This window comes from Pseudomonas sp. JS425 (assembly GCF_018223845.1).
GTDB lineage: Bacteria > Pseudomonadota > Gammaproteobacteria > Pseudomonadales > Pseudomonadaceae > Aquipseudomonas > Aquipseudomonas asiatica.
In genome coordinates this window covers 175677-197604 of record NZ_CP073661.1, presented here as the reverse complement: position 1 = coordinate 197604, position 21928 = coordinate 175677, and the positions used below count along the sequence as shown (strand labels likewise).

At 55.9% G+C, this 21928-nt stretch carries 8 protein-coding genes, 2 tRNA genes and 7 rRNA genes; 4 read left to right on the top strand and 13 right to left on the bottom strand.

The genetic code is table 11. From position 1 onward, the window contains the following. Window positions 1-100: 100 nt before the first annotated feature. Both lapD and lapG read right to left on the bottom strand, forming a co-directional pair. Window positions 101-2047, bottom strand: a complete 1947-nt coding sequence (gene lapD / locus KDB76_RS00925) for a cyclic di-GMP receptor LapD (protein WP_023661997.1) — start codon at window positions 2045-2047, stop codon at window positions 101-103. A 10-nt stretch (window positions 2048-2057) separates the two neighbouring features. Beyond that, complete coding sequence (lapG, locus tag KDB76_RS00920) at window positions 2058-2819, bottom strand: cysteine protease LapG (RefSeq protein ID WP_023661996.1); 762 nt, start codon at window positions 2817-2819, stop codon at window positions 2058-2060. 204 nt (window positions 2820-3023) lie between these two features. Here lapG and KDB76_RS00915 point away from each other — a divergent pair, with 204 nt between their 5' ends. The 4 genes from KDB76_RS00915 to KDB76_RS00900 all read left to right on the top strand — a co-directional run bounded on the left by KDB76_RS00915 (window position 3024) and on the right by KDB76_RS00900 (window position 8000). Further along, window positions 3024-3713: a GntR family transcriptional regulator gene (locus tag KDB76_RS00915; RefSeq protein ID WP_023661995.1), complete on the top strand. Its 690-nt coding sequence runs from the start codon at window positions 3024-3026 to the stop codon at window positions 3711-3713. 110 nt (window positions 3714-3823) lie between these two features. Further along, window positions 3824-4327, top strand: coding sequence for a sigma-70 family RNA polymerase sigma factor (locus tag KDB76_RS00910; RefSeq protein WP_023661994.1), 504 nt, complete (start codon window positions 3824-3826; stop codon window positions 4325-4327). A gap of 4 nt (window positions 4328-4331) precedes the next feature. Further along, window positions 4332-5288, top strand: coding sequence for a FecR family protein (locus KDB76_RS00905; RefSeq protein ID WP_023661993.1), 957 nt, complete (start codon window positions 4332-4334; stop codon window positions 5286-5288). Window positions 5289-5534: 246 nt separating this feature from the next. Next, entirely contained in the window at window positions 5535-8000 is a 2466-nt protein-coding gene (locus tag KDB76_RS00900; RefSeq protein ID WP_049870797.1) for a TonB-dependent siderophore receptor, read from the top strand. Between the two features lie 89 nt (window positions 8001-8089). Here the strand turns inward: KDB76_RS00900 and rrf (KDB76_RS00895) are convergent. The 11 genes from rrf (KDB76_RS00895) to KDB76_RS00845 form a co-directional block, all read right to left on the bottom strand. After that, a 5S ribosomal RNA gene (gene rrf, locus KDB76_RS00895) occupies window positions 8090-8205 on the bottom strand. Between the two features lie 109 nt (window positions 8206-8314). Beyond that, window positions 8315-8430 (bottom strand): 5S ribosomal RNA (gene rrf / locus KDB76_RS00890). 131 nt (window positions 8431-8561) lie between these two features. Continuing rightward, a 23S ribosomal RNA gene (locus KDB76_RS00885) occupies window positions 8562-11453 on the bottom strand. Between the two features lie 243 nt (window positions 11454-11696). Beyond that, window positions 11697-11772 (bottom strand) — tRNA-Ala (locus KDB76_RS00880). Between the two features lie 26 nt (window positions 11773-11798). Then, window positions 11799-11875: transfer RNA gene (locus KDB76_RS00875), tRNA-Ile, on the bottom strand. 85 nt (window positions 11876-11960) lie between these two features. Next, a 16S ribosomal RNA gene (locus KDB76_RS00870) occupies window positions 11961-13497 on the bottom strand. Between the two features lie 446 nt (window positions 13498-13943). Next, a 5S ribosomal RNA gene (rrf, locus tag KDB76_RS00865) occupies window positions 13944-14059 on the bottom strand. Window positions 14060-14190: 131 nt separating this feature from the next. Beyond that, a 23S ribosomal RNA gene (locus KDB76_RS00860) occupies window positions 14191-17082 on the bottom strand. Window positions 17083-17399: 317 nt separating this feature from the next. Next, a 16S ribosomal RNA gene (locus KDB76_RS00855) occupies window positions 17400-18936 on the bottom strand. Together the 16S, 23S and 5S rRNA genes with 2 tRNA genes alongside form the textbook arrangement of a ribosomal RNA operon. A 567-nt stretch (window positions 18937-19503) precedes the next feature. Beyond that, window positions 19504-20724 carry a CaiB/BaiF CoA-transferase family protein gene (locus tag KDB76_RS00850; RefSeq protein WP_023662931.1) on the bottom strand — a complete coding sequence of 407 codons (1221 nt, stop codon included), beginning with the start codon at window positions 20722-20724 and terminating at the stop codon, window positions 19504-19506. A gap of 14 nt (window positions 20725-20738) precedes the next feature. Next, complete coding sequence (locus KDB76_RS00845) at window positions 20739-21920, bottom strand: acyl-CoA dehydrogenase (RefSeq protein WP_003252907.1); 1182 nt, start codon at window positions 21918-21920, stop codon at window positions 20739-20741. Window positions 21921-21928: the final 8 nt, after the last annotated feature.

Sequence of the window (21928 nt, the reverse complement as noted above, 5' to 3'; positions counted from 1 at the left end):
CACAGCAGCCCCAGCGATTTATGCATCTTTGCTGAAATCCTGGGGCCGCTGTGCGGCCCTTTCGCGACACAAGGCCGCTCCTACAAGGGACCGCATACCCTCAGCGCCAGGGGGCAGGCTCACCAACCAACTGCCCCTGAATCCCGCCTACACCCATCTCCCGCAACACCAACCGCTCACCTTCCGTCTCGACCCGCTCGGCAATCAGCGGCAGGTCGATACTGTGTGCGGCACGCTGGACCGCCTCGATGAACAGCCGCTTGTGCTGCTCTTGGTCAATGTTGCGGATGTAGCTGCCATCGATCTTCAGGTATGCCAGGCCCAGGTGCGCCAGGTTGCCGATCATGCTGAAACGCCCACCAAAGCGTTGCAGCGCCAAGCCGAAGCCAAGCGCGTGCAGGCGCCGGGTGAGTTGTTCCAGAACCGCCTGCTCAGGCAACTGTTCCTCGCCAATTTCGAAAACCAGCCGCGGGCCAAGCGCCGTGTTCTGGCCCAGAAGCTCGAAGACACGCTGGAGGGCCTTGGGGTCGGCCAGGGTGGCGGCGGACAGGTTCAGCGCCAACACCTGTTCATGCCCTCGAAGGTGCGCCAGCACCTTCTCCAACACCAGCACATCAAGCCGCGGCATCCAGCCGAAGCGCTCCAGCCAGGGCAGGAAGCGACCTGCCGGCAGCGCCTCGCCATGGCCATCCTGCAAACGCGAAATCACCTTGTGGTGCAATACCCGTTGCACAGAAGCGCAATCTACCACTGGCTGGAAGAACAGTTCGAAATGCCCATTGTTGAACGCCTGGTCCAGCCGCTCATGCCAGACATGCTGGCTATCCGCAGCAACTGCAGCCACACCTTGCTCAAGGCATACCCAACCCGGTGTTGGCTGGTTCTCGGCGCGCGCCAGCGCCTCGTCGGCAAGCTTCAGCAATGCCTGTGGTGAATCACCGGGGCTGAACGGCGCCAGGCCGATACAAGCCACCGGGTCGATATCACTGGCGCCTGTTTCGTGCAGACTGTGCAGCGTTGCTTCCAAGGCCTGGGCAAGCTGTACCGCCTCTTCATGCACCATACCCGGCGCCAACACGGCAAACTCGCCCCCGCGGCTGCGGGAAATCAGATCGTTGGTTTCCGGATAGCTGGCACAGGTGCGACGCAACTGCTCACCCACAGCCTGTAGCAACTGGTCGGTACGTTGGCCGCCAAGACGGGCGTTCAACCCCGCCAGCCCCTGGACCCGCAGCAACAGCAGGTAACCGGCGCGCGCTTCTTCCAGGTTGCTCACACGCATGTTCAACTGCATCTCGAAATAACGGCGGTTGGAGAGCCCGGTCAGGCTGTCCTGGTAAGACTCGGCACGCAGCCGCTCGCTGCGCTCGGCCTGCTCGGTGAACAGTGCCTTGAGCTTCTCGACCATCTGGTTCATCGCCTGCACTACCCGACGCAGCTCCGGTGTGCGCGGCAACTCGGGCAGGCTGAGGAATTCGCGGCGGGCAATGGCGTGGGACTGCTCGACCATGTAGTCCAGCGGCCGCAACTGGCGACGCAGGAGCAAGGCGCCGAGTACCGCACTGGCCGCGCCACACAGCAGCAGCCAACCCAAGCTGCCCAGGGCGCTTTGCCAGAGCTTGGCAATGGCGAACATCGGGTGGCTGATCACCTCAACGCGCGCAGCCTGCTGCCAGCCACGGCTGACGATGGCGTCGCCGCCGGCAGCTTCCAGGCCGATCAGGCCCACGAACCAGCGCGGTACACCGCCGGGGTCCGGCTCGTCATGGCGCTCTACCAGCACAGCATTGGAGCCTAGGTCGACAACCTTGATGCTTGAGTAGTAACCACTGTCGAAGATCGAACTGACCATCAGCTCGACCATCGCCGGATCATCGATATTCGGCGTCAGCGACAGCGCCAGCGCTGTCGCCGCATCCTGCGCGTGCGAGCGCAACTGGTTGACGTACTGGCTGCGCGAGCTTTCCAGGCTGACCATGAAACTGCCACTGAAGGCGACCACCAGGAACAGGCAAATGGCCAACAGCAATTGTTTGAACAGTGACATCTGTGCTCCTTCAGTAAACCGGCTCGGCCGGGAACCCTTCGGCCTGCATTTTCTTCAGCAAATCCTGCCAGCGTGATAGCCGCTTGGTATCGCCGACCTTCTTGTTGCCTGCGGCGCCCGTCAGCCACAATCCCTCACCATTGAAGGCGTACACCGGCAGCAGGTCGGTACGCTGGCTCGCCGGCTTGATGGCATCCATCAGGCTGTCGAGCACCAATGGTTGTGCCTGTGGGCTTGAATAATAGGTCAGGACCATGTGCGCCCGGTTCTGCCGCAGCGCCTTTACGTAGGTGATGCGCAGCTTTTCACTGGGAATACCCATGCGCCGCAGGCTGAAATACTTGGCGATGGCGTAGTCCTCGCAGTCCCCTGCACCCTTGATCAGCGCCTGCACCGGCGTGGCCCAATAGTCGACCTCATGCCACAGGTCGATGTCCTCTACATAGCGCAATTGCTGGTTGAAGAAGCGGTTGACCACCTGCAATCGCTCAAGCTCCGTCCCCTGCTTCTGCGTAGCCATCAGGCTCTGCCAGGCATCGATACGGCCCTGCCCGGCGCCCAAGGGGCCATACAGGGCCTGCGACTTGCGGCTGATCTGGGAAAAGTCCCAATCCGCGTGCAAGCCGCCCAGCAGCAGGCTGCCCAGCAGCGCAGCAAGGCCGACACGTTGCACAACGGTTTTGAGCATCCAGGATTTCGCCACTGCCAAGCCCTGCTCAGGCCAGTCGAAAGCAGCGATGGTGCGGCCTGCAACGGCAAAAGACAATGGCATCCTGCAATCATGCACCCGCCGTTCAGTCGACCTACACTTTCTGGTTATAACCTTGTGTGGGCCGCTTCCTTTGCCCTTCGACTTCATCCACCATAGCCGCGCTTTTGGGGGCGCCTGCTCATTAGATGTACAGGTTTGACACCCTCAAGAGCTGTTACTAGCTTCATTGGATCCAACTTTAGTCATCGTTGAGGCAGACGTCGCGTGGCCGAGAAAATCAAATTGAGCAATGTGCTGGCCAGCGAGCAGCTGTTGCCGCACCAGGCCCGTGGCGTGATCGAAGAACGCCTGCGCAGTGCCATTCTTGATGGCCGCTTGCCTCCAGGTACTGCCGTAAGACAACAAGAGCTCGCCACCTTGTTCGGTGTCAGCCGCATGCCCGTGCGCGAGGCCCTGCGCCAGCTCGAGGCGCAATCGCTGCTGAAAGTGGAAATGCACAAGGGTGCGGTGGTTGCGCCGTTGATCGGCGAGGACGCGGTGGACACCTATGCCCTGCGCGTGCTGCTCGAGACCGAGGCGCTGCGCCAGTCCATTCCGCTGCTCGATGCCAGCGACATCGCCAGCGCCCGCGGGTATATCCAGCAACTGGAAAACGAAACCCGTCACGCTGAAATCGGCCGCCTCAATCGCCTGTTCCACATGTCGTTGTACAACAAGGCGCCGAACAAGAAACTGCTGCGCCTGATCGAGGACGAACTGAACGAGGAAGAACGCTTCCTGCGGTTTCATGTTTCGTCCATGGGCCTGGGCAAGCTCACCCAGGACGATCACAACGCACTGGCGGATGCGGCTGGCGACAAGCTGGTGGACGAAGCGGTAGCCGTGCTGGAACGGCACCTGAATAACGCATCGCGGGTAATCCGCAAGTATCTGGATACGCAACTGGGGCGCTAGCGAGTAGTGACTGCACGCATGGTGCAGTCGGCTGGGTTGCAAATTGATCGGCTACCGCCAACAATGAGACTAATTATCATTCATGTCCATTGATAGCAGCGCCCTCACCCATGCCCAGCAACGATTCCGTGCAAACGCTCTACAGTGACCACCACGGCTGGTTGCATGCCTGGCTACGCAGCAAGCTGGGCAACGCCGCCGATGCCGCAGACCTGGCCCAGGACACCTTCGTACGCCTGTTGCAACGTCGCGAACATCTGCAACTGAACACACCCAGGGCTTTCCTGAGAACGGTTGCGCGTGGGCTCGTGATCGACCACTGGCGGCGCGAGGAACTGCACAGGGCCTATCTCGAGGCGCTGGCACAGTTGCCGGAAGCGCAGGCCCCTTCGGCCGAAACCCGTGAGCTGCTGCTGGAATTGCTGGAGCGCATCGCGCGCATGCTCGAAGGCCTGAAACCCAAAGTATGTCGTGCATTCCTGCTTGCCCAATGCGAGGGGCTGAAGCACCAGGCGATCGCCGACCAGATGGGGATCTCGGTGCGTACCGTGGAGCGCTATATCGCCGACGCGCTCTACCATTGCTACTTGCTGCGCTACGCCGACGAGTGTTGACGCAATGACCGCTTCACAGCCCGGCGCAACAGCAGTCAAGCAGGCCATCCAGTTGATGCTGAGGCTGCGCGAGAGCGGGCATGCCCCTGCCCTGCAACAAGAGTGCAGGCAATGGCGCACTGCCCACCACGAACACGAGCAGGCTTGGCAACGAGTAATTCACCTGCATCAGGACCTCGACCTGCGTGCCATACCCGGTGCCGGGCTGGCTTTGCAAACCCTGGAGACCAGCCAGCGCCGCCTGCATCGTCGGCAGGCGCTGAAACTGCTTGGCGGCGTTGCCATGGTAGGGACGGCGGCATGGCTGGGAAAAGACCTCGATGCGGTCAACGACTGGACATCAGACTACACCACCGGCACGGGCGAACGACGCAGCTTTGCGCTTCCCGATGGCTCGCAGATGCAACTCAACACCCGCAGTACCGTCGACCTGGCCTTCAATGACCAGCAGCGCCTGGTCCGCCTGAAGCAGGGGGAAGTGATGATTGCCTGCAACACGCAGCGTTCCTTGCTTGTAGAAACTCGTGACGCGTTACTGGAAGGGTTCGAAGGACGCTTTGTGGCGCGTCAGGACAGCGACTGCACGCAGGTCAGTGTCAGCCATGGCAGGGTGGCGATACACCGGCCTGACAATGGCCAGCTGCAATGGATCGAAAGCGGCCAGAACTGGCGTCTGGATGCGTTAGGCACACACCGGCTCGAGCAGGTGGACATGGATGCGATGGCCTGGACAGAAGGCCTGATCGTCACCCGGAACATGCGCCTTTTCGACTTCCTTGCGCAGGTCAGCCGTTATCGCCATGGTTATCTGGGCTGCAGCGACGGCATTGCCGATTTGCGCCTGTCGGGTGTATTCCGCCTCGAAGACCCGGAGCAACTGCTACAGCTGCTACCACGGACGCTACCCGTACGGCTTCGCCAACGTACACGCTGGTGGGTGCGCGTGGAGGGGCTGGCCTGAGCTGACGGCGGCTTTTGCGTTCAGGGCTGCTATGCAGCCCATCGCCGGCAAGCCAGCTCCAACAGAGATCGCACAAGGCCTTAGGGCTATGCAATACCTGTGGGAGCTGGCTTGCCGGCGATGGGGCGCGTAGCGGCCCCAATAACTTTTTTGACGGGTATTGAATGTCGGTCCGGCTAGGACAGTAAGCGACACCTCCTGCTCTCTCACTTCAACGGACCCCACATGCCTACCGCTCCCGTGCATATGCCCACATTCAATGCGAATGATTTTCGACCTGTCTTGCACTCAGTGCTTTTACGCAAAGCAGTCCGGGCTGCCCTGTTTGGCACCGTCTTGGGCCTGACAGCCGTAACACAACTTTCCATAGCAGCTGAAACGGCCCAGGTGGGCCACCGCTATGCGATCCCGGCAGGTCAGTTGGATGATGTGCTCAACGAGTTCGCCCGCCAGGCTGGCATCACCCTGTCGAGCACACCCCAGCTCACCCAAGGCTTGCAGTCGAACGGCCTGCAGGGGCAGTACTCTACCGATCAGGCACTGCGCCAGTTGCTAAATGGCAGCGGCCTGGAAGCCGTCAACCAGAACGGCCGCAGCTACGTGCTGCAGGTACAACCCCAAGGCGCTGCATTGTCATTGCCAGACACCGATGTCCGTAGCTTCACCCTTGGCAATGCATTGGGCAGCATGGAGGGTTACAACGCTACCCACAGCCAGGTGGCGACCAAGACCAGCATGCCGCTGGTAGAAACATCACAATCGGTCTCGGTGGTTACCCGTCAGCAGATGGACGACCAAGGCTCACAAACCGTTGCCCAAGCCATGCGCTACACACCTGGGGTACTGACCAACCCCTATGGGGCGACCCACCGTTATGATTATGTAGCCATGCGAGGCTTCAACGACGGCTCGGTAGACAACATCTACGTGGACGGGCTCAAGTCGATGGGAGACAACGGGACCTACAGCACCATGCAGGTGGACCCATACTTCCTTGAGCGCATCGATATTCTCAAGGGACCGTCTTCAGTACTGTATGGCCGTAGCTCGCCAGGAGGCCTGGTGGCACTGACCACCAAGAAGCCGCTGTTCACCCCCTACCATCAAGTCCAGGCCACCCTCGGTACCCAAGGCCAGCGTGGCATGGGTTTCGATTTCAGCGGCCCCGTGGATGACCACAAGCGTATCGCTTATCGCCTGACAGGCCTGGCGGATGCTTCCGATACGCAGTTCGACCACAACAAGGAAGAACGCTACGCCATCGCGCCGGCCGTCAGCATCGACTTCAGCGAAGACACTTCGCTCACCCTGCAGGCCTACCTGCAACACGACCCCAACGGCGGCTATCACGGCGGCAACCCCGCAGATGGCATGCTGCACAAGCGCAACGGATTGCGCCTGTCTGACCACTTCTTCGAAGGCGAGCCGGGTATCGACAACTACGAGCGTACCCAACAGTCCTTCAGCTACCAGTTCGAGCATCGCTTCAACGATGTGTTCACAGCACGCCAGAACTTCCGTTACCAGGATTCCGACGTGTCGATGGATCAGGTGTATTCCGCCGGTTGGGCGGGTGCCGACAGCAATATCCTCAACCGCGCCTATACCGGCGGCGACGAACGCCTGCATTCGTACATCATCGATAACATGCTGCAGGCGGAATTCTTTACCGGGGCCGCCAAACACACCCTGCTGCTGGGCGCCGACTACCAGCGACGCAAGGCCGACGTAGCCTGGCGTTATGGCACAGTCGATCCGCTGGACGCCGGCAACCCGCAGTACGGCAACGGCAACCTTCAGGTGCTGGGCGAGAACCGTTACCAGCGGCGCCTGCAACAAACGGGCGTTTACCTGCAGGACCTGGTGGAGCTGGACCAATGGCGCTTCTCGTTGGGACTGCGCCAGGACTGGGTAAAGGTGTCCGAGGAGAATCGCGACAGCAACACCAAAGTCAGTGACCAGCGCTCCAGATTCACTACTCGCGCAGGGGTGCTCTACCTGTTCGAGAATGGCATTGCGCCCTATGTCAGCTACTCGGAGTCGTTCAACCCCAATACCGTGTCCGATCAGCAAGGCCGCCCTCTGGCACCGACCGAGGGCACTCAATGGGAGGCTGGTATCAAGTATCAGCCGCCGGGTAGCGACAATCTGTTCACCGCATCGGTGTTCCGCATCGAGCAAGAGAACCTGGCCTCGAAGCAGCCTGACGAGGACTTCTATCGCCCTGTAGGGCAAGTTCGCTCACAAGGGCTTGAACTGGAGGCCCATGTGCAACTGACCGACAGCTTGAAGCTGCTGGGCGGCTATACCTTTACCGATATCGAGTACGCAAAGTCGATGCCCAGCCTGGTGTCCGGCAACCTGGATAACAAGGGCAATTCGCCAACCCAGGCACCGAAACAGATGTTCTCGCTTTGGGCTGACTACAACTTCCACCAGGGGGCCCTGGATGGCCTGCGCTTGGGTGGTGGGGTGCGGTATGTGGGGTACAGCTGGGTGGATGCGGAAAACAGTATGAAGGTGCCCTCCTATACCCTGTTCGACGCCTCAATCGGCTATGACCTGGGCAAGGTCGGGCTGCGGGGGATGGATGTGCGCTTGAACGCCAACAACCTTACCAATGAAAGCTACATCACTTCGTGTGCCAGCTTGAACTACTGCTACATGGGTGAAGAGCGCAATGTCAGTGCCACGGTCAGCTATCAGTTCTGACCTGATTGCGACGCACACAAGCCCTGGGTTTTTTGGGCCTGAAAGACAAAGCCCCTGTCTGCATCGCAGACAGGGGCTTTGGATTTGAATCTTGACGATGACCTACTCTCACATGGGGAAGCCCCACACTACCATCGGCGATGCATCGTTTCACTGCTGAGTTCGGGATGGGATCAGGTGGTTCCAATGCTCTATGGTCGTCAAGAAATTCTGTGTGCTGGCCCGTCCCTCGGACGTACCTGCGAATCTCTGTAGTTCCTACTTAAAGACAAACCCCCTACCTGCACGTGCAGATAGGGGTTTTGCGAAATGAATCTTGACGATGACCTACTCTCACATGGGGAAACCCCACACTACCATCGGCGATGCATCGTTTCACTGCTGAGTTCGGGATGGGATCAGGTGGTTCCAATGCTCTATGGTCGTCAAGAAATTCTGTTGCCAGAATGTCCAGATGGACAGCCCAGCGAATCCGGATATGCGATATTTGTGATGTTGCGAACTTTCGGTTGTTTCGTCTTCACCACCGCAATCTGCGCTAGCAAATTGCTTGGGTGTTATATGGTCAAGCCTCACGGGCAATTAGTATTGGTTAGCTCAACGCCTCACAGCGCTTACACACCCAACCTATCAACGTCGTAGTCTTCGACGGCCCTTTAGGGGATTCAAGATCCCAGTGAGATCTCATCTTGAGGCAAGTTTCCCGCTTAGATGCTTTCAGCGGTTATCTCTTCCGAACATAGCTACCCGGCAATGCCACTGGCGTGACAACCGGAACACCAGAGGTTCGTCCACTCCGGTCCTCTCGTACTAGGAGCAGCCCCTCTCAAATCTCAAACGTCCACGGCAGATAGGGACCGAACTGTCTCACGACGTTCTAAACCCAGCTCGCGTACCACTTTAAATGGCGAACAGCCATACCCTTGGGACCGGCTTCAGCCCCAGGATGTGATGAGCCGACATCGAGGTGCCAAACACCGCCGTCGATATGAACTCTTGGGCGGTATCAGCCTGTTATCCCCGGAGTACCTTTTATCCGTTGAGCGATGGCCCTTCCATACAGAACCACCGGATCACTAAGACCTACTTTCGTACCTGCTCGACGTGTTTGTCTCGCAGTCAAGCGCGCTTTTGCCTTTATACTCTACGACCGATTTCCGACCGGTCTGAGCGCACCTTCGTACTCCTCCGTTACTCTTTGGGAGGAGACCGCCCCAGTCAAACTACCCACCATACACTGTCCTCGATCCGGATAACGGACCTGAGTTAGAACCTCAAAGTTGCCAGGGTGGTATTTCAAGGATGGCTCCATGAGAACTGGCGTCCCCACTTCAAAGCCTCCCACCTATCCTACACAAGCAAATTCAAAGTCCAGTGCAAAGCTATAGTAAAGGTTCACGGGGTCTTTCCGTCTAGCCGCGGATACACTGCATCTTCACAGCGATTTCAATTTCACTGAGTCTCGGGTGGAGACAGCGCCGCCATCGTTACGCCATTCGTGCAGGTCGGAACTTACCCGACAAGGAATTTCGCTACCTTAGGACCGTTATAGTTACGGCCGCCGTTTACCGGGGCTTCGATCAAGAGCTTCGCTTGCGCTAACCCCATCAATTAACCTTCCGGCACCGGGCAGGCGTCACACCCTATACGTCCACTTTCGTGTTTGCAGAGTGCTGTGTTTTTAATAAACAGTCGCAGCGGCCTGGTATCTTCGACCGGCATGGGCTTACGGAGCAAGTCCTTCACCCTCGCCGGCGCACCTTCTCCCGAAGTTACGGTGCCATTTTGCCTAGTTCCTTCACCCGAGTTCTCTCAAGCGCCTTGGTATTCTCTACCTAACCACCTGTGTCGGTTTGGGGTACGGTTCCCAGTTATCTGAAGCTTAGGAGCTTTTCTTGGAAGCATGGTATCAACCACTTCGTCGCCTGAAGGCAACTCGTCATCAGCTCTCGGCCTTGAAATCCCGGATTTGCCTAAGATTTCAGCCTACCACCTTAAACCTGGACAACCAACGCCAGGCTGGCCTAACCTTCTCCGTCCCTCCATCGCAATAACTGGAAGTACAGGAATATTAACCTGTTTTCCATCGACTACGCTTTTCAGCCTCGCCTTAGGGACCGACTAACCCTGCGTCGATTAACGTTGCGCAGGAAACCTTGGTCTTTCGGCGTGCGAGTTTTTCACTCGCATTGTCGTTACTCATGTCAGCATTCGCACTTCTGATACCTCCAGCAAGCTTCTCAACTCACCTTCACAGGCTTACAGAACGCTCCTCTACCGCGTCATCAAAGATGACACCCGTAGCTTCGGTGCATGGTTTGAGCCCCGTTACATCTTCCGCGCAGGCCGACTCGACTAGTGAGCTATTACGCTTTCTTTAAAGGGTGGCTGCTTCTAAGCCAACCTCCTAGCTGTCTAAGCCTTCCCACATCGTTTCCCACTTAACCATGACTTTGGGACCTTAGCTGACGGTCTGGGTTGTTTCCCTTTTCACGACGGACGTTAGCACCCGCCGTGTGTCTCCCATGCTCGGCACTTCCAGGTATTCGGAGTTTGCATCGGTTTGGTAAGTCGGGATGACCCCCTAGCCGAAACAGTGCTCTACCCCCTGGAGTGATACATGAGGCGCTACCTAAATAGCTTTCGAGGAGAACCAGCTATCTCCGAGCTTGATTAGCCTTTCACTCCGATCCACAGGTCATCCGCTAACTTTTCAACGGTAGTCGGTTCGGTCCTCCAGTCAGTGTTACCTAACCTTCAACCTGCCCATGGATAGATCGCCCGGTTTCGGGTCTATACCCAGCGACTAAACGCCCTATTAAGACTCGCTTTCGCTACGCCTCCCCTATTCGGTTAAGCTCGCCACTGAATATAAGTCGCTGACCCATTATACAAAAGGTACGCAGTCACCTAACAAAGTAGGCTCCCACTGCTTGTACGCATACGGTTTCAGGTTCTATTTCACTCCCCTCTCCGGGGTTCTTTTCGCCTTTCCCTCACGGTACTGGTTCACTATCGGTCAGTCAGTAGTATTTAGCCTTGGAGGATGGTCCCCCCATATTCAGACAAAGTTTCTCGTGCTCCGTCCTACTCGATTTCATTGACAAGAGATTTTCGTGTACGGGGCTATCACCCACTATGGCCGCACTTTCCAGAGCGTTCCACTAATCTCAAATCAACTTAAGGGCTGGTCCCCGTTCGCTCGCCACTACTAAGGGAATCTCGGTTGATTTCTTTTCCTCAGGGTACTTAGATGTTTCAGTTCCCCTGGTTCGCCTCTTGCACCTATGTATTCAGTACAAGATACTCAGCTTATGCTGAGTGGGTTCCCCCATTCAGAGATCTCTGGATCACAGTCTGTTTGCCGACTCCCCAAAGCTTATCGCAGGCTACCACGTCTTTCATCGCCTCTGACTGCCAAGGCATCCACCGTATGCGCTTCTTCACTTGACCATATAACCCCAAGCAATCTGGTTATACTGTGAAGACGACATTCGCCGAAAATTCGCATGTTGCTCTTTCGAGCAGAACTCACAAATTTTACCTTAGCCTGATTAACCAGCAGTGAAACTGGCCATCAGTCTATATCTATCACATATCCGAATTTTTAAAGAACGATCTGACAAAAGTCAGAAATCAACATTCGAGCTGAATGTTCATTTCTAAGTTCTGACAAGCTACTGCGTACGGCGAAAATGGTGGAGCCAAGCGGGATCGAACCGCTGACCTCCTGCGTGCAAGGCAGGCGCTCTCCCAGCTGAGCTATGGCCCCGTGTATTCTACGGCTGAACCATGTAATGGTAGGTCTGGGCAGATTTGAACTGCCGACCTCACCCTTATCAGGGGTGCGCTCTAACCAACTGAGCTACAGACCTATAACAGGGTCGCGTTACAGCATCGTCTTTTACAATGAATCAAGCAATTCGTGTGGGAGCTCATCAGCAGGCTGATGTCGTCGATTAAGGAGGTGATCCAGCCGCAGGTTCCCCTACGGCTACCTTGTTACGACTTCACCCCAGTCATGAATCACACCGTGGTAACCGTCCTCCCGAAGGTTAGACTAGCTACTTCTGGTGCAACCCACTCCCATGGTGTGACGGGCGGTGTGTACAAGGCCCGGGAACGTATTCACCGCGACATTCTGATTCGCGATTACTAGCGATTCCGACTTCACGCAGTCGAGTTGCAGACTGCGATCCGGACTACGATCGGTTTTGTGAGATTAGCTCCACCTCGCGGCTTGGCAACCCTCTGTACCGACCATTGTAGCACGTGTGTAGCCCAGGCCGTAAGGGCCATGATGACTTGACGTCATCCCCACCTTCCTCCGGTTTGTCACCGGCAGTCTCCTTAGAGTGCCCACCATAACGTGCTGGTAACTAAGGACAAGGGTTGCGCTCGTTACGGGACTTAACCCAACATCTCACGACACGAGCTGACGACAGCCATGCAGCACCTGTGTCAGAGTTCCCGAAGGCACCAATCCATCTCTGGAAAGTTCTCTGCATGTCAAGGCCTGGTAAGGTTCTTCGCGTTGCTTCGAATTAAACCACATGCTCCACCGCTTGTGCGGGCCCCCGTCAATTCATTTGAGTTTTAACCTTGCGGCCGTACTCCCCAGGCGGTCAACTTAATGCGTTAGCTGCGCCACTAAAATCTCAAGGATTCCAACGGCTAGTTGACATCGTTTACGGCGTGGACTACCAGGGTATCTAATCCTGTTTGCTCCCCACGCTTTCGCACCTCAGTGTCAGTATCAGTCCAGGTGGTCGCCTTCGCCACTGGTGTTCCTTCCTATATCTACGCATTTCACCGCTACACAGGAAATTCCACCACCCTCTACCGTACTCTAGCTCGCCAGTTTTGGATGCAGTTCCCAGGTTGAGCCCGGGGCTTTCACATCCAACTTAACGAACCACCTACGCGCGCTTTACGCCCAGTAATTCCGATTAACGCTTGCACCCTCTGTATTACCGCGGCTGCTGGCACAGAGTTAGCCGGTGCTTATTCTGTCGGTAACGTCAAAACAGCAAGGTATTAGCTTACTGCCCTTCCTCCCAACTTAAAGTGCTTTACAATCCGAAGACCTTCTTCACACACGCGGCATGGCTGGATCAGGCTTTCGCCCATTGTCCAATATTCCCCACTGCTGCCTCCCGTAGGAGTCTGGACCGTGTCTCAGTTCCAGTGTGACTGATCATCCTCTCAGACCAGTTACGGATCGTCGCCTTGGTGAGCCATTACCTCACCAACTAGCTAATCCGACCTAGGCTCATCTGATAGCGCAAGGCCCGAAGGTCCCCTGCTTTCTCCCGTAGGACGTATGCGGTATTAGCGTTCCTTTCGAAACGTTGTCCCCCACTACCAGGCAGATTCCTAGGCATTACTCACCCGTCCGCCGCTGAATCAAGGAGCAAGCTCCCGTCATCCGCTCGACTTGCATGTGTTAGGCCTGCCGCCAGCGTTCAATCTGAGCCATGATCAAACTCTTCAGTTCAATACTGCTTGGGTTTTTAAGAAACCCTAAACTTGGCTCAGCAATCTCAAATGACTATGTGATTTCTCGCATGGCCACTTGTGATGCTGATAATCTTTGTGACTATCAGTCCGTACTCACAAGCACCCACACGAATTGCTTGATTCGATTTGTTAAAGAGCGTTTGGTTAAGAGCGTTTCGTCTCAACCGAGGCGCGCATTCTACGCTTTCCTCATTTGCTGTCAAGTGTTTATTTTGAAGTTTTTTGCGAGAAACTCGTTTAGCTTCAAACACTTGGCTCGCTTCGATCTCTCGTCGCGGGAGGTGAATAATACAGCATTCGAAAACGCTGTCAACCACCTTTTTCATCCCCAGCTGGCCGTTCAGCCTACCAGGAGAAGCGATAGCTTCTACTTAAAGACAAAACCCCTACCTGCATGCGCAGATAGGGGTTTTGCGAAATGAATCTTGACGATGACCTACTCTCACATGGGGAAACCCCACACTACCATCGGCGATGCATCGTTTCACTGCTGAGTTCGGGATGGGATCAGGTGGTTCCAATGCTCTATGGTCGTCAAGAAATTCTGTTGCCAGAATGTCCAGATGGACAGCCCAGCGAATCCGGATATGCGATATTTGTGATGTTGCGAACTTTCGGTTGTTTCGTCTTCACCACCGCAATCTGCGCTAGCAAATTGCTTGGGTGTTATATGGTCAAGCCTCACGGGCAATTAGTATTGGTTAGCTCAACGCCTCACAGCGCTTACACACCCAACCTATCAACGTCGTAGTCTTCGACGGCCCTTTAGGGGATTCAAGATCCCAGTGAGATCTCATCTTGAGGCAAGTTTCCCGCTTAGATGCTTTCAGCGGTTATCTCTTCCGAACATAGCTACCCGGCAATGCCACTGGCGTGACAACCGGAACACCAGAGGTTCGTCCACTCCGGTCCTCTCGTACTAGGAGCAGCCCCTCTCAAATCTCAAACGTCCACGGCAGATAGGGACCGAACTGTCTCACGACGTTCTAAACCCAGCTCGCGTACCACTTTAAATGGCGAACAGCCATACCCTTGGGACCGGCTTCAGCCCCAGGATGTGATGAGCCGACATCGAGGTGCCAAACACCGCCGTCGATATGAACTCTTGGGCGGTATCAGCCTGTTATCCCCGGAGTACCTTTTATCCGTTGAGCGATGGCCCTTCCATACAGAACCACCGGATCACTAAGACCTACTTTCGTACCTGCTCGACGTGTTTGTCTCGCAGTCAAGCGCGCTTTTGCCTTTATACTCTACGACCGATTTCCGACCGGTCTGAGCGCACCTTCGTACTCCTCCGTTACTCTTTGGGAGGAGACCGCCCCAGTCAAACTACCCACCATACACTGTCCTCGATCCGGATAACGGACCTGAGTTAGAACCTCAAAGTTGCCAGGGTGGTATTTCAAGGATGGCTCCATGAGAACTGGCGTCCCCACTTCAAAGCCTCCCACCTATCCTACACAAGCAAATTCAAAGTCCAGTGCAAAGCTATAGTAAAGGTTCACGGGGTCTTTCCGTCTAGCCGCGGATACACTGCATCTTCACAGCGATTTCAATTTCACTGAGTCTCGGGTGGAGACAGCGCCGCCATCGTTACGCCATTCGTGCAGGTCGGAACTTACCCGACAAGGAATTTCGCTACCTTAGGACCGTTATAGTTACGGCCGCCGTTTACCGGGGCTTCGATCAAGAGCTTCGCTTGCGCTAACCCCATCAATTAACCTTCCGGCACCGGGCAGGCGTCACACCCTATACGTCCACTTTCGTGTTTGCAGAGTGCTGTGTTTTTAATAAACAGTCGCAGCGGCCTGGTATCTTCGACCGGCATGGGCTTACGGAGCAAGTCCTTCACCCTCGCCGGCGCACCTTCTCCCGAAGTTACGGTGCCATTTTGCCTAGTTCCTTCACCCGAGTTCTCTCAAGCGCCTTGGTATTCTCTACCTAACCACCTGTGTCGGTTTGGGGTACGGTTCCCAGTTATCTGAAGCTTAGGAGCTTTTCTTGGAAGCATGGTATCAACCACTTCGTCGCCTGAAGGCAACTCGTCATCAGCTCTCGGCCTTGAAATCCCGGATTTGCCTAAGATTTCAGCCTACCACCTTAAACCTGGACAACCAACGCCAGGCTGGCCTAACCTTCTCCGTCCCTCCATCGCAATAACTGGAAGTACAGGAATATTAACCTGTTTTCCATCGACTACGCTTTTCAGCCTCGCCTTAGGGACCGACTAACCCTGCGTCGATTAACGTTGCGCAGGAAACCTTGGTCTTTCGGCGTGCGAGTTTTTCACTCGCATTGTCGTTACTCATGTCAGCATTCGCACTTCTGATACCTCCAGCAAGCTTCTCAACTCACCTTCACAGGCTTACAGAACGCTCCTCTACCGCGTCATCAAAGATGACACCCGTAGCTTCGGTGCATGGTTTGAGCCCCGTTACATCTTCCGCGCAGGCCGACTCGACTAGTGAGCTATTACGCTTTCTTTAAAGGGTGGCTGCTTCTAAGCCAACCTCCTAGCTGTCTAAGCCTTCCCACATCGTTTCCCACTTAACCATGACTTTGGGACCTTAGCTGACGGTCTGGGTTGTTTCCCTTTTCACGACGGACGTTAGCACCCGCCGTGTGTCTCCCATGCTCGGCACTTCCAGGTATTCGGAGTTTGCATCGGTTTGGTAAGTCGGGATGACCCCCTAGCCGAAACAGTGCTCTACCCCCTGGAGTGATACATGAGGCGCTACCTAAATAGCTTTCGAGGAGAACCAGCTATCTCCGAGCTTGATTAGCCTTTCACTCCGATCCACAGGTCATCCGCTAACTTTTCAACGGTAGTCGGTTCGGTCCTCCAGTCAGTGTTACCTAACCTTCAACCTGCCCATGGATAGATCGCCCGGTTTCGGGTCTATACCCAGCGACTAAACGCCCTATTAAGACTCGCTTTCGCTACGCCTCCCCTATTCGGTTAAGCTCGCCACTGAATATAAGTCGCTGACCCATTATACAAAAGGTACGCAGTCACCTAACAAAGTAGGCTCCCACTGCTTGTACGCATACGGTTTCAGGTTCTATTTCACTCCCCTCTCCGGGGTTCTTTTCGCCTTTCCCTCACGGTACTGGTTCACTATCGGTCAGTCAGTAGTATTTAGCCTTGGAGGATGGTCCCCCCATATTCAGACAAAGTTTCTCGTGCTCCGTCCTACTCGATTTCATTGACAAGAGATTTTCGTGTACGGGGCTATCACCCACTATGGCCGCACTTTCCAGAGCGTTCCACTAATCTCAAATCAACTTAAGGGCTGGTCCCCGTTCGCTCGCCACTACTAAGGGAATCTCGGTTGATTTCTTTTCCTCAGGGTACTTAGATGTTTCAGTTCCCCTGGTTCGCCTCTTGCACCTATGTATTCAGTACAAGATACTCAGCTTATGCTGAGTGGGTTCCCCCATTCAGAGATCTCTGGATCACAGTCTGTTTGCCGACTCCCCAAAGCTTATCGCAGGCTACCACGTCTTTCATCGCCTCTGACTGCCAAGGCATCCACCGTATGCGCTTCTTCACTTGACCATATAACCCCAAGCAATCTGGTTATACTGTGAAGACGACATTCGCCGAAAATTCGCATGTTGCTCTTTCGAGCAGAACTCACAAATTTTACCTTAGCCTGATTAACCAGCAGTGAAACTGGCCATCAGTCTATATCTATCACATATCCGAATTTTTAAAGAACGATCTGACAAAAGTCAGAAATCAACATTCGAAACGAATGCTCATTTCCAAGTTCTGACCAGGAACAACACAAGATCCATACAGGATCTTGATCGTCTTCAACCATGAATCAAGCAATTCGTGTGGGAGCTCATCAGCAGGCTGATGTCGTCGATTAAGGAGGTGATCCAGCCGCAGGTTCCCCTACGGCTACCTTGTTACGACTTCACCCCAGTCATGAATCACACCGTGGTAACCGTCCTCCCGAAGGTTAGACTAGCTACTTCTGGTGCAACCCACTCCCATGGTGTGACGGGCGGTGTGTACAAGGCCCGGGAACGTATTCACCGCGACATTCTGATTCGCGATTACTAGCGATTCCGACTTCACGCAGTCGAGTTGCAGACTGCGATCCGGACTACGATCGGTTTTGTGAGATTAGCTCCACCTCGCGGCTTGGCAACCCTCTGTACCGACCATTGTAGCACGTGTGTAGCCCAGGCCGTAAGGGCCATGATGACTTGACGTCATCCCCACCTTCCTCCGGTTTGTCACCGGCAGTCTCCTTAGAGTGCCCACCATAACGTGCTGGTAACTAAGGACAAGGGTTGCGCTCGTTACGGGACTTAACCCAACATCTCACGACACGAGCTGACGACAGCCATGCAGCACCTGTGTCAGAGTTCCCGAAGGCACCAATCCATCTCTGGAAAGTTCTCTGCATGTCAAGGCCTGGTAAGGTTCTTCGCGTTGCTTCGAATTAAACCACATGCTCCACCGCTTGTGCGGGCCCCCGTCAATTCATTTGAGTTTTAACCTTGCGGCCGTACTCCCCAGGCGGTCAACTTAATGCGTTAGCTGCGCCACTAAAATCTCAAGGATTCCAACGGCTAGTTGACATCGTTTACGGCGTGGACTACCAGGGTATCTAATCCTGTTTGCTCCCCACGCTTTCGCACCTCAGTGTCAGTATCAGTCCAGGTGGTCGCCTTCGCCACTGGTGTTCCTTCCTATATCTACGCATTTCACCGCTACACAGGAAATTCCACCACCCTCTACCGTACTCTAGCTCGCCAGTTTTGGATGCAGTTCCCAGGTTGAGCCCGGGGCTTTCACATCCAACTTAACGAACCACCTACGCGCGCTTTACGCCCAGTAATTCCGATTAACGCTTGCACCCTCTGTATTACCGCGGCTGCTGGCACAGAGTTAGCCGGTGCTTATTCTGTCGGTAACGTCAAAACAGCAAGGTATTAGCTTACTGCCCTTCCTCCCAACTTAAAGTGCTTTACAATCCGAAGACCTTCTTCACACACGCGGCATGGCTGGATCAGGCTTTCGCCCATTGTCCAATATTCCCCACTGCTGCCTCCCGTAGGAGTCTGGACCGTGTCTCAGTTCCAGTGTGACTGATCATCCTCTCAGACCAGTTACGGATCGTCGCCTTGGTGAGCCATTACCTCACCAACTAGCTAATCCGACCTAGGCTCATCTGATAGCGCAAGGCCCGAAGGTCCCCTGCTTTCTCCCGTAGGACGTATGCGGTATTAGCATTCCTTTCGAAACGTTGTCCCCCACTACCAGGCAGATTCCTAGGCATTACTCACCCGTCCGCCGCTGAATCAAGGAGCAAGCTCCCGTCATCCGCTCGACTTGCATGTGTTAGGCCTGCCGCCAGCGTTCAATCTGAGCCATGATCAAACTCTTCAGTTCAATACTGCTTGGGTTTTTAAGAAACCCTAAACTTGGCTCAGCAATCTCAAATGACTATGTGATTTCTCGCATGGCCACTTGTGATGCTGATAATCTTTGTGACTATCAGTCCGTACTCACAAGCACCCACACGAATTGCTTGATTCGATTTGTTAAAGAGCGTTTGGTTAAGAGCGCTTCGTCTCAACCGAGGCGCGCATTCTACGCTTTCCTCATTTGCTGTCAAGTGTTTATTTTGAAGTTTTTTGCGAGAAACTCGTTTGGCTTCAAACACTTGACTCGCTGCGATCTCTCGTAGCGGGAGGCGAATCATACAGCGTTTAGAAACGCTGTCAACCATCATCTCAACCGCTGACAATCATTCGACCGAAGCGCTCCTGACACTACCTGAATCACCTAACTAATTGATTTGCAAGAAGTTTTGCGCTTCGACTACGTCAGAAGTGGGGCGCATTATAAGGGGATTCGAAACCGCGTCAACACTTAATTTCAAGAAACTTTGATATCGCTGAAAAGCAAAGCGGGAAGGCCTGACGGCCTCCCCGCTTTCACCAAGACCACAGGCCCTTAAAGGACGCCGGCACTGCGTAGCCGTTGCACCTCACCGGCACCCAGCCCCAATACATCCTCCAGCACCACCTCGGTATGCTCACCCAGCAGCGGCGGCGCCCGACGGTACTCCACCGGCGTCTCCGACAGCCGTATCGGGCTCGCCACCTGCGGCACGCTTCCCGCCAACGGATGCGGAATGCTCACCGCCAACCCGCGCGCCAGCACTTGCGGGTCCTGGAACATCTGCGCCAGGTCATTGATAGGCCCGCACGGCACCCCCGCAGCCTCCAACTGGCTCACCCACTCCGCTGTGGTCTTGAACACCGTGGCCTGGCGAATCAGAGGAATCAACTCGGCCCGGTTGGCAACCCGCAGCTTGTTGGTAACGAAACGCGGGTCGTCCGCCCACTGCGGCTGCCCGGCCACCTCGGCGAACTTGCGGAACTGGCTATCGTTGCCCACGGTAAGGATGAAGTCGCCATCCGCCGTCGGAAAATCCTGATAAGGCACGATATTGGGGTGCGCATTACCCAGGCGACGAGGCGGGTTGCCCGTAGTCAGGTAGTTCATCGCCTGATTCGCCAGGCAGGCCACCTGCACATCGAGCAACGCCATGTCGACATGCTGGCCCACTCCAGTCTGCTCGCGATGGGCGAGGGCAGCGAGGATCGCCACCGTGGAATACAACCCGGTAAGGATGTCGGTCAGCGCCACCCCTACCTTGACCGGGCCCGCACCTTCCTCACCTTCCGGGCGGCCGGTCAGGCTCATCAGCCCGCCCAACCCCTGGATCATGAAGTCATAACCCGCGCGCCTTGCATAAGGCCCGGTCTGGCCGAACCCGGTGATGGAACAATAGATAAGCCGCGGGTTGATCGCCTTCAAGCTCTGGTAGTCCAGACCGTAGGCAGCCAACCCACCAACCTTGAAGTTCTCGATGACGATATCGGACTTCGCCGCCAACTCACGCACCAGGCGCTGCCCCTCGGCCTGTGTGAAGTCGATGGTAACCGAGCGCTTGTTGCGGTTGGCCGACAGGTAATAGGCCGCCTCACTGGTGTTCTCACCCTCGGCATCCTTGAGGAAGGGTGGCCCCCATGAGCGGGTATCGTCACCACTGCCAGGGCGCTCGACTTTGATCACATCGGCACCAAGGTCAGCGAGAATCTGGCCAGACCATGGGCCGGCCAACACGCGAGAAAGGTCCAGCACCCGCAGATGTGATAGCGCGCCCATGGGCTGACTCCTTATCAATAGAAGGCCTGGATGCCGGTCTGCGCGCGCCCCAGGATCAGTGCATGCACATCGTGAGTACCTTCATAGGTGTTGACCACCTCCAGGTTGACCAGGTGACGAGCCACGCCGAACTCATCGGAAATGCCATTGCCACCCAGCATGTCACGCGCCATGCGGGCAATATCCAGCGCCTTACCACAGGAGTTGCGCTTCATGATCGACGTGATCTCCACTGCAGCTGTGCCTTCGTCCTTCATGCGCCCCAGACGCAGGCAGCCCTGCAGTGCCAGGGTGATTTCCGTCTGCATGTCGGCCAGCTTCTTCTGGATCAACTGGTTGGCAGCCAACGGGCGACCGAATTGCTGACGGTCCAGGGTGTACTGACGCGCGGTGTGCCAGCAGGCTTCCGCAGCGCCCAGCGCACCCCAGGAGATACCATAGCGGGCGGAGTTCAGGCAGGTGAACGGGCCTTTGAGGCCGCGCACATCCGGGAAGATGTTTTCCTCCGGCACGAACACGTTATCCATGACGATTTCGCCAGTTATCGAGGCGCGCAGGCCGACCTTGCCGTGAATCGCCGGCGCGCTGAGACCTTGCCAACCCTTTTCCAGAACAAAGCCACGGATATCACCCGCATCGTCCTTGGCCCAGACCACGAATACATCGGCGATCGGGCTGTTGGTGATCCACATCTTGCTGCCAGTCAGGCGGTAGCCGCCGTCGACCTTCCGGGCACGGGTGATCATCGAACCCGGGTCGGAACCATGGTTGGGCTCGGTCAAGCCGAAGCAACCGATCCACTCGCCGCTGGCCAGCTTGGGCAGGTACTTCTGCTTTTGTGCCTCGGTACCGAACTCGTTGATTGGCACCATCACCAGCGACGACTGCACACTCATCATCGAACGATAACCCGAGTCGATGCGCTCCACCTCGCGAGCAATCAGGCCATAGCACACGTAGTTCAAGCCACTGCCACCGTATTGCTCGGGAATGGTGGCGCCCAGCAACCCGACCTCACCCATTTCACGGAAGATCGCCGGGTCGGTCTGTTCATGACGGAAGGCCTCGAGCACACGCGGGGCCAGCTTGTCCTGGGCGAACTGATAAGCGCTGTCACGCACCATGCGCTCTTCTTCAGTGAGCTGCTGATCGAGCAGCAGTGGGTCGATCCAGTTGAAGCTTGCTTTACCGGCCATGAGCGAAA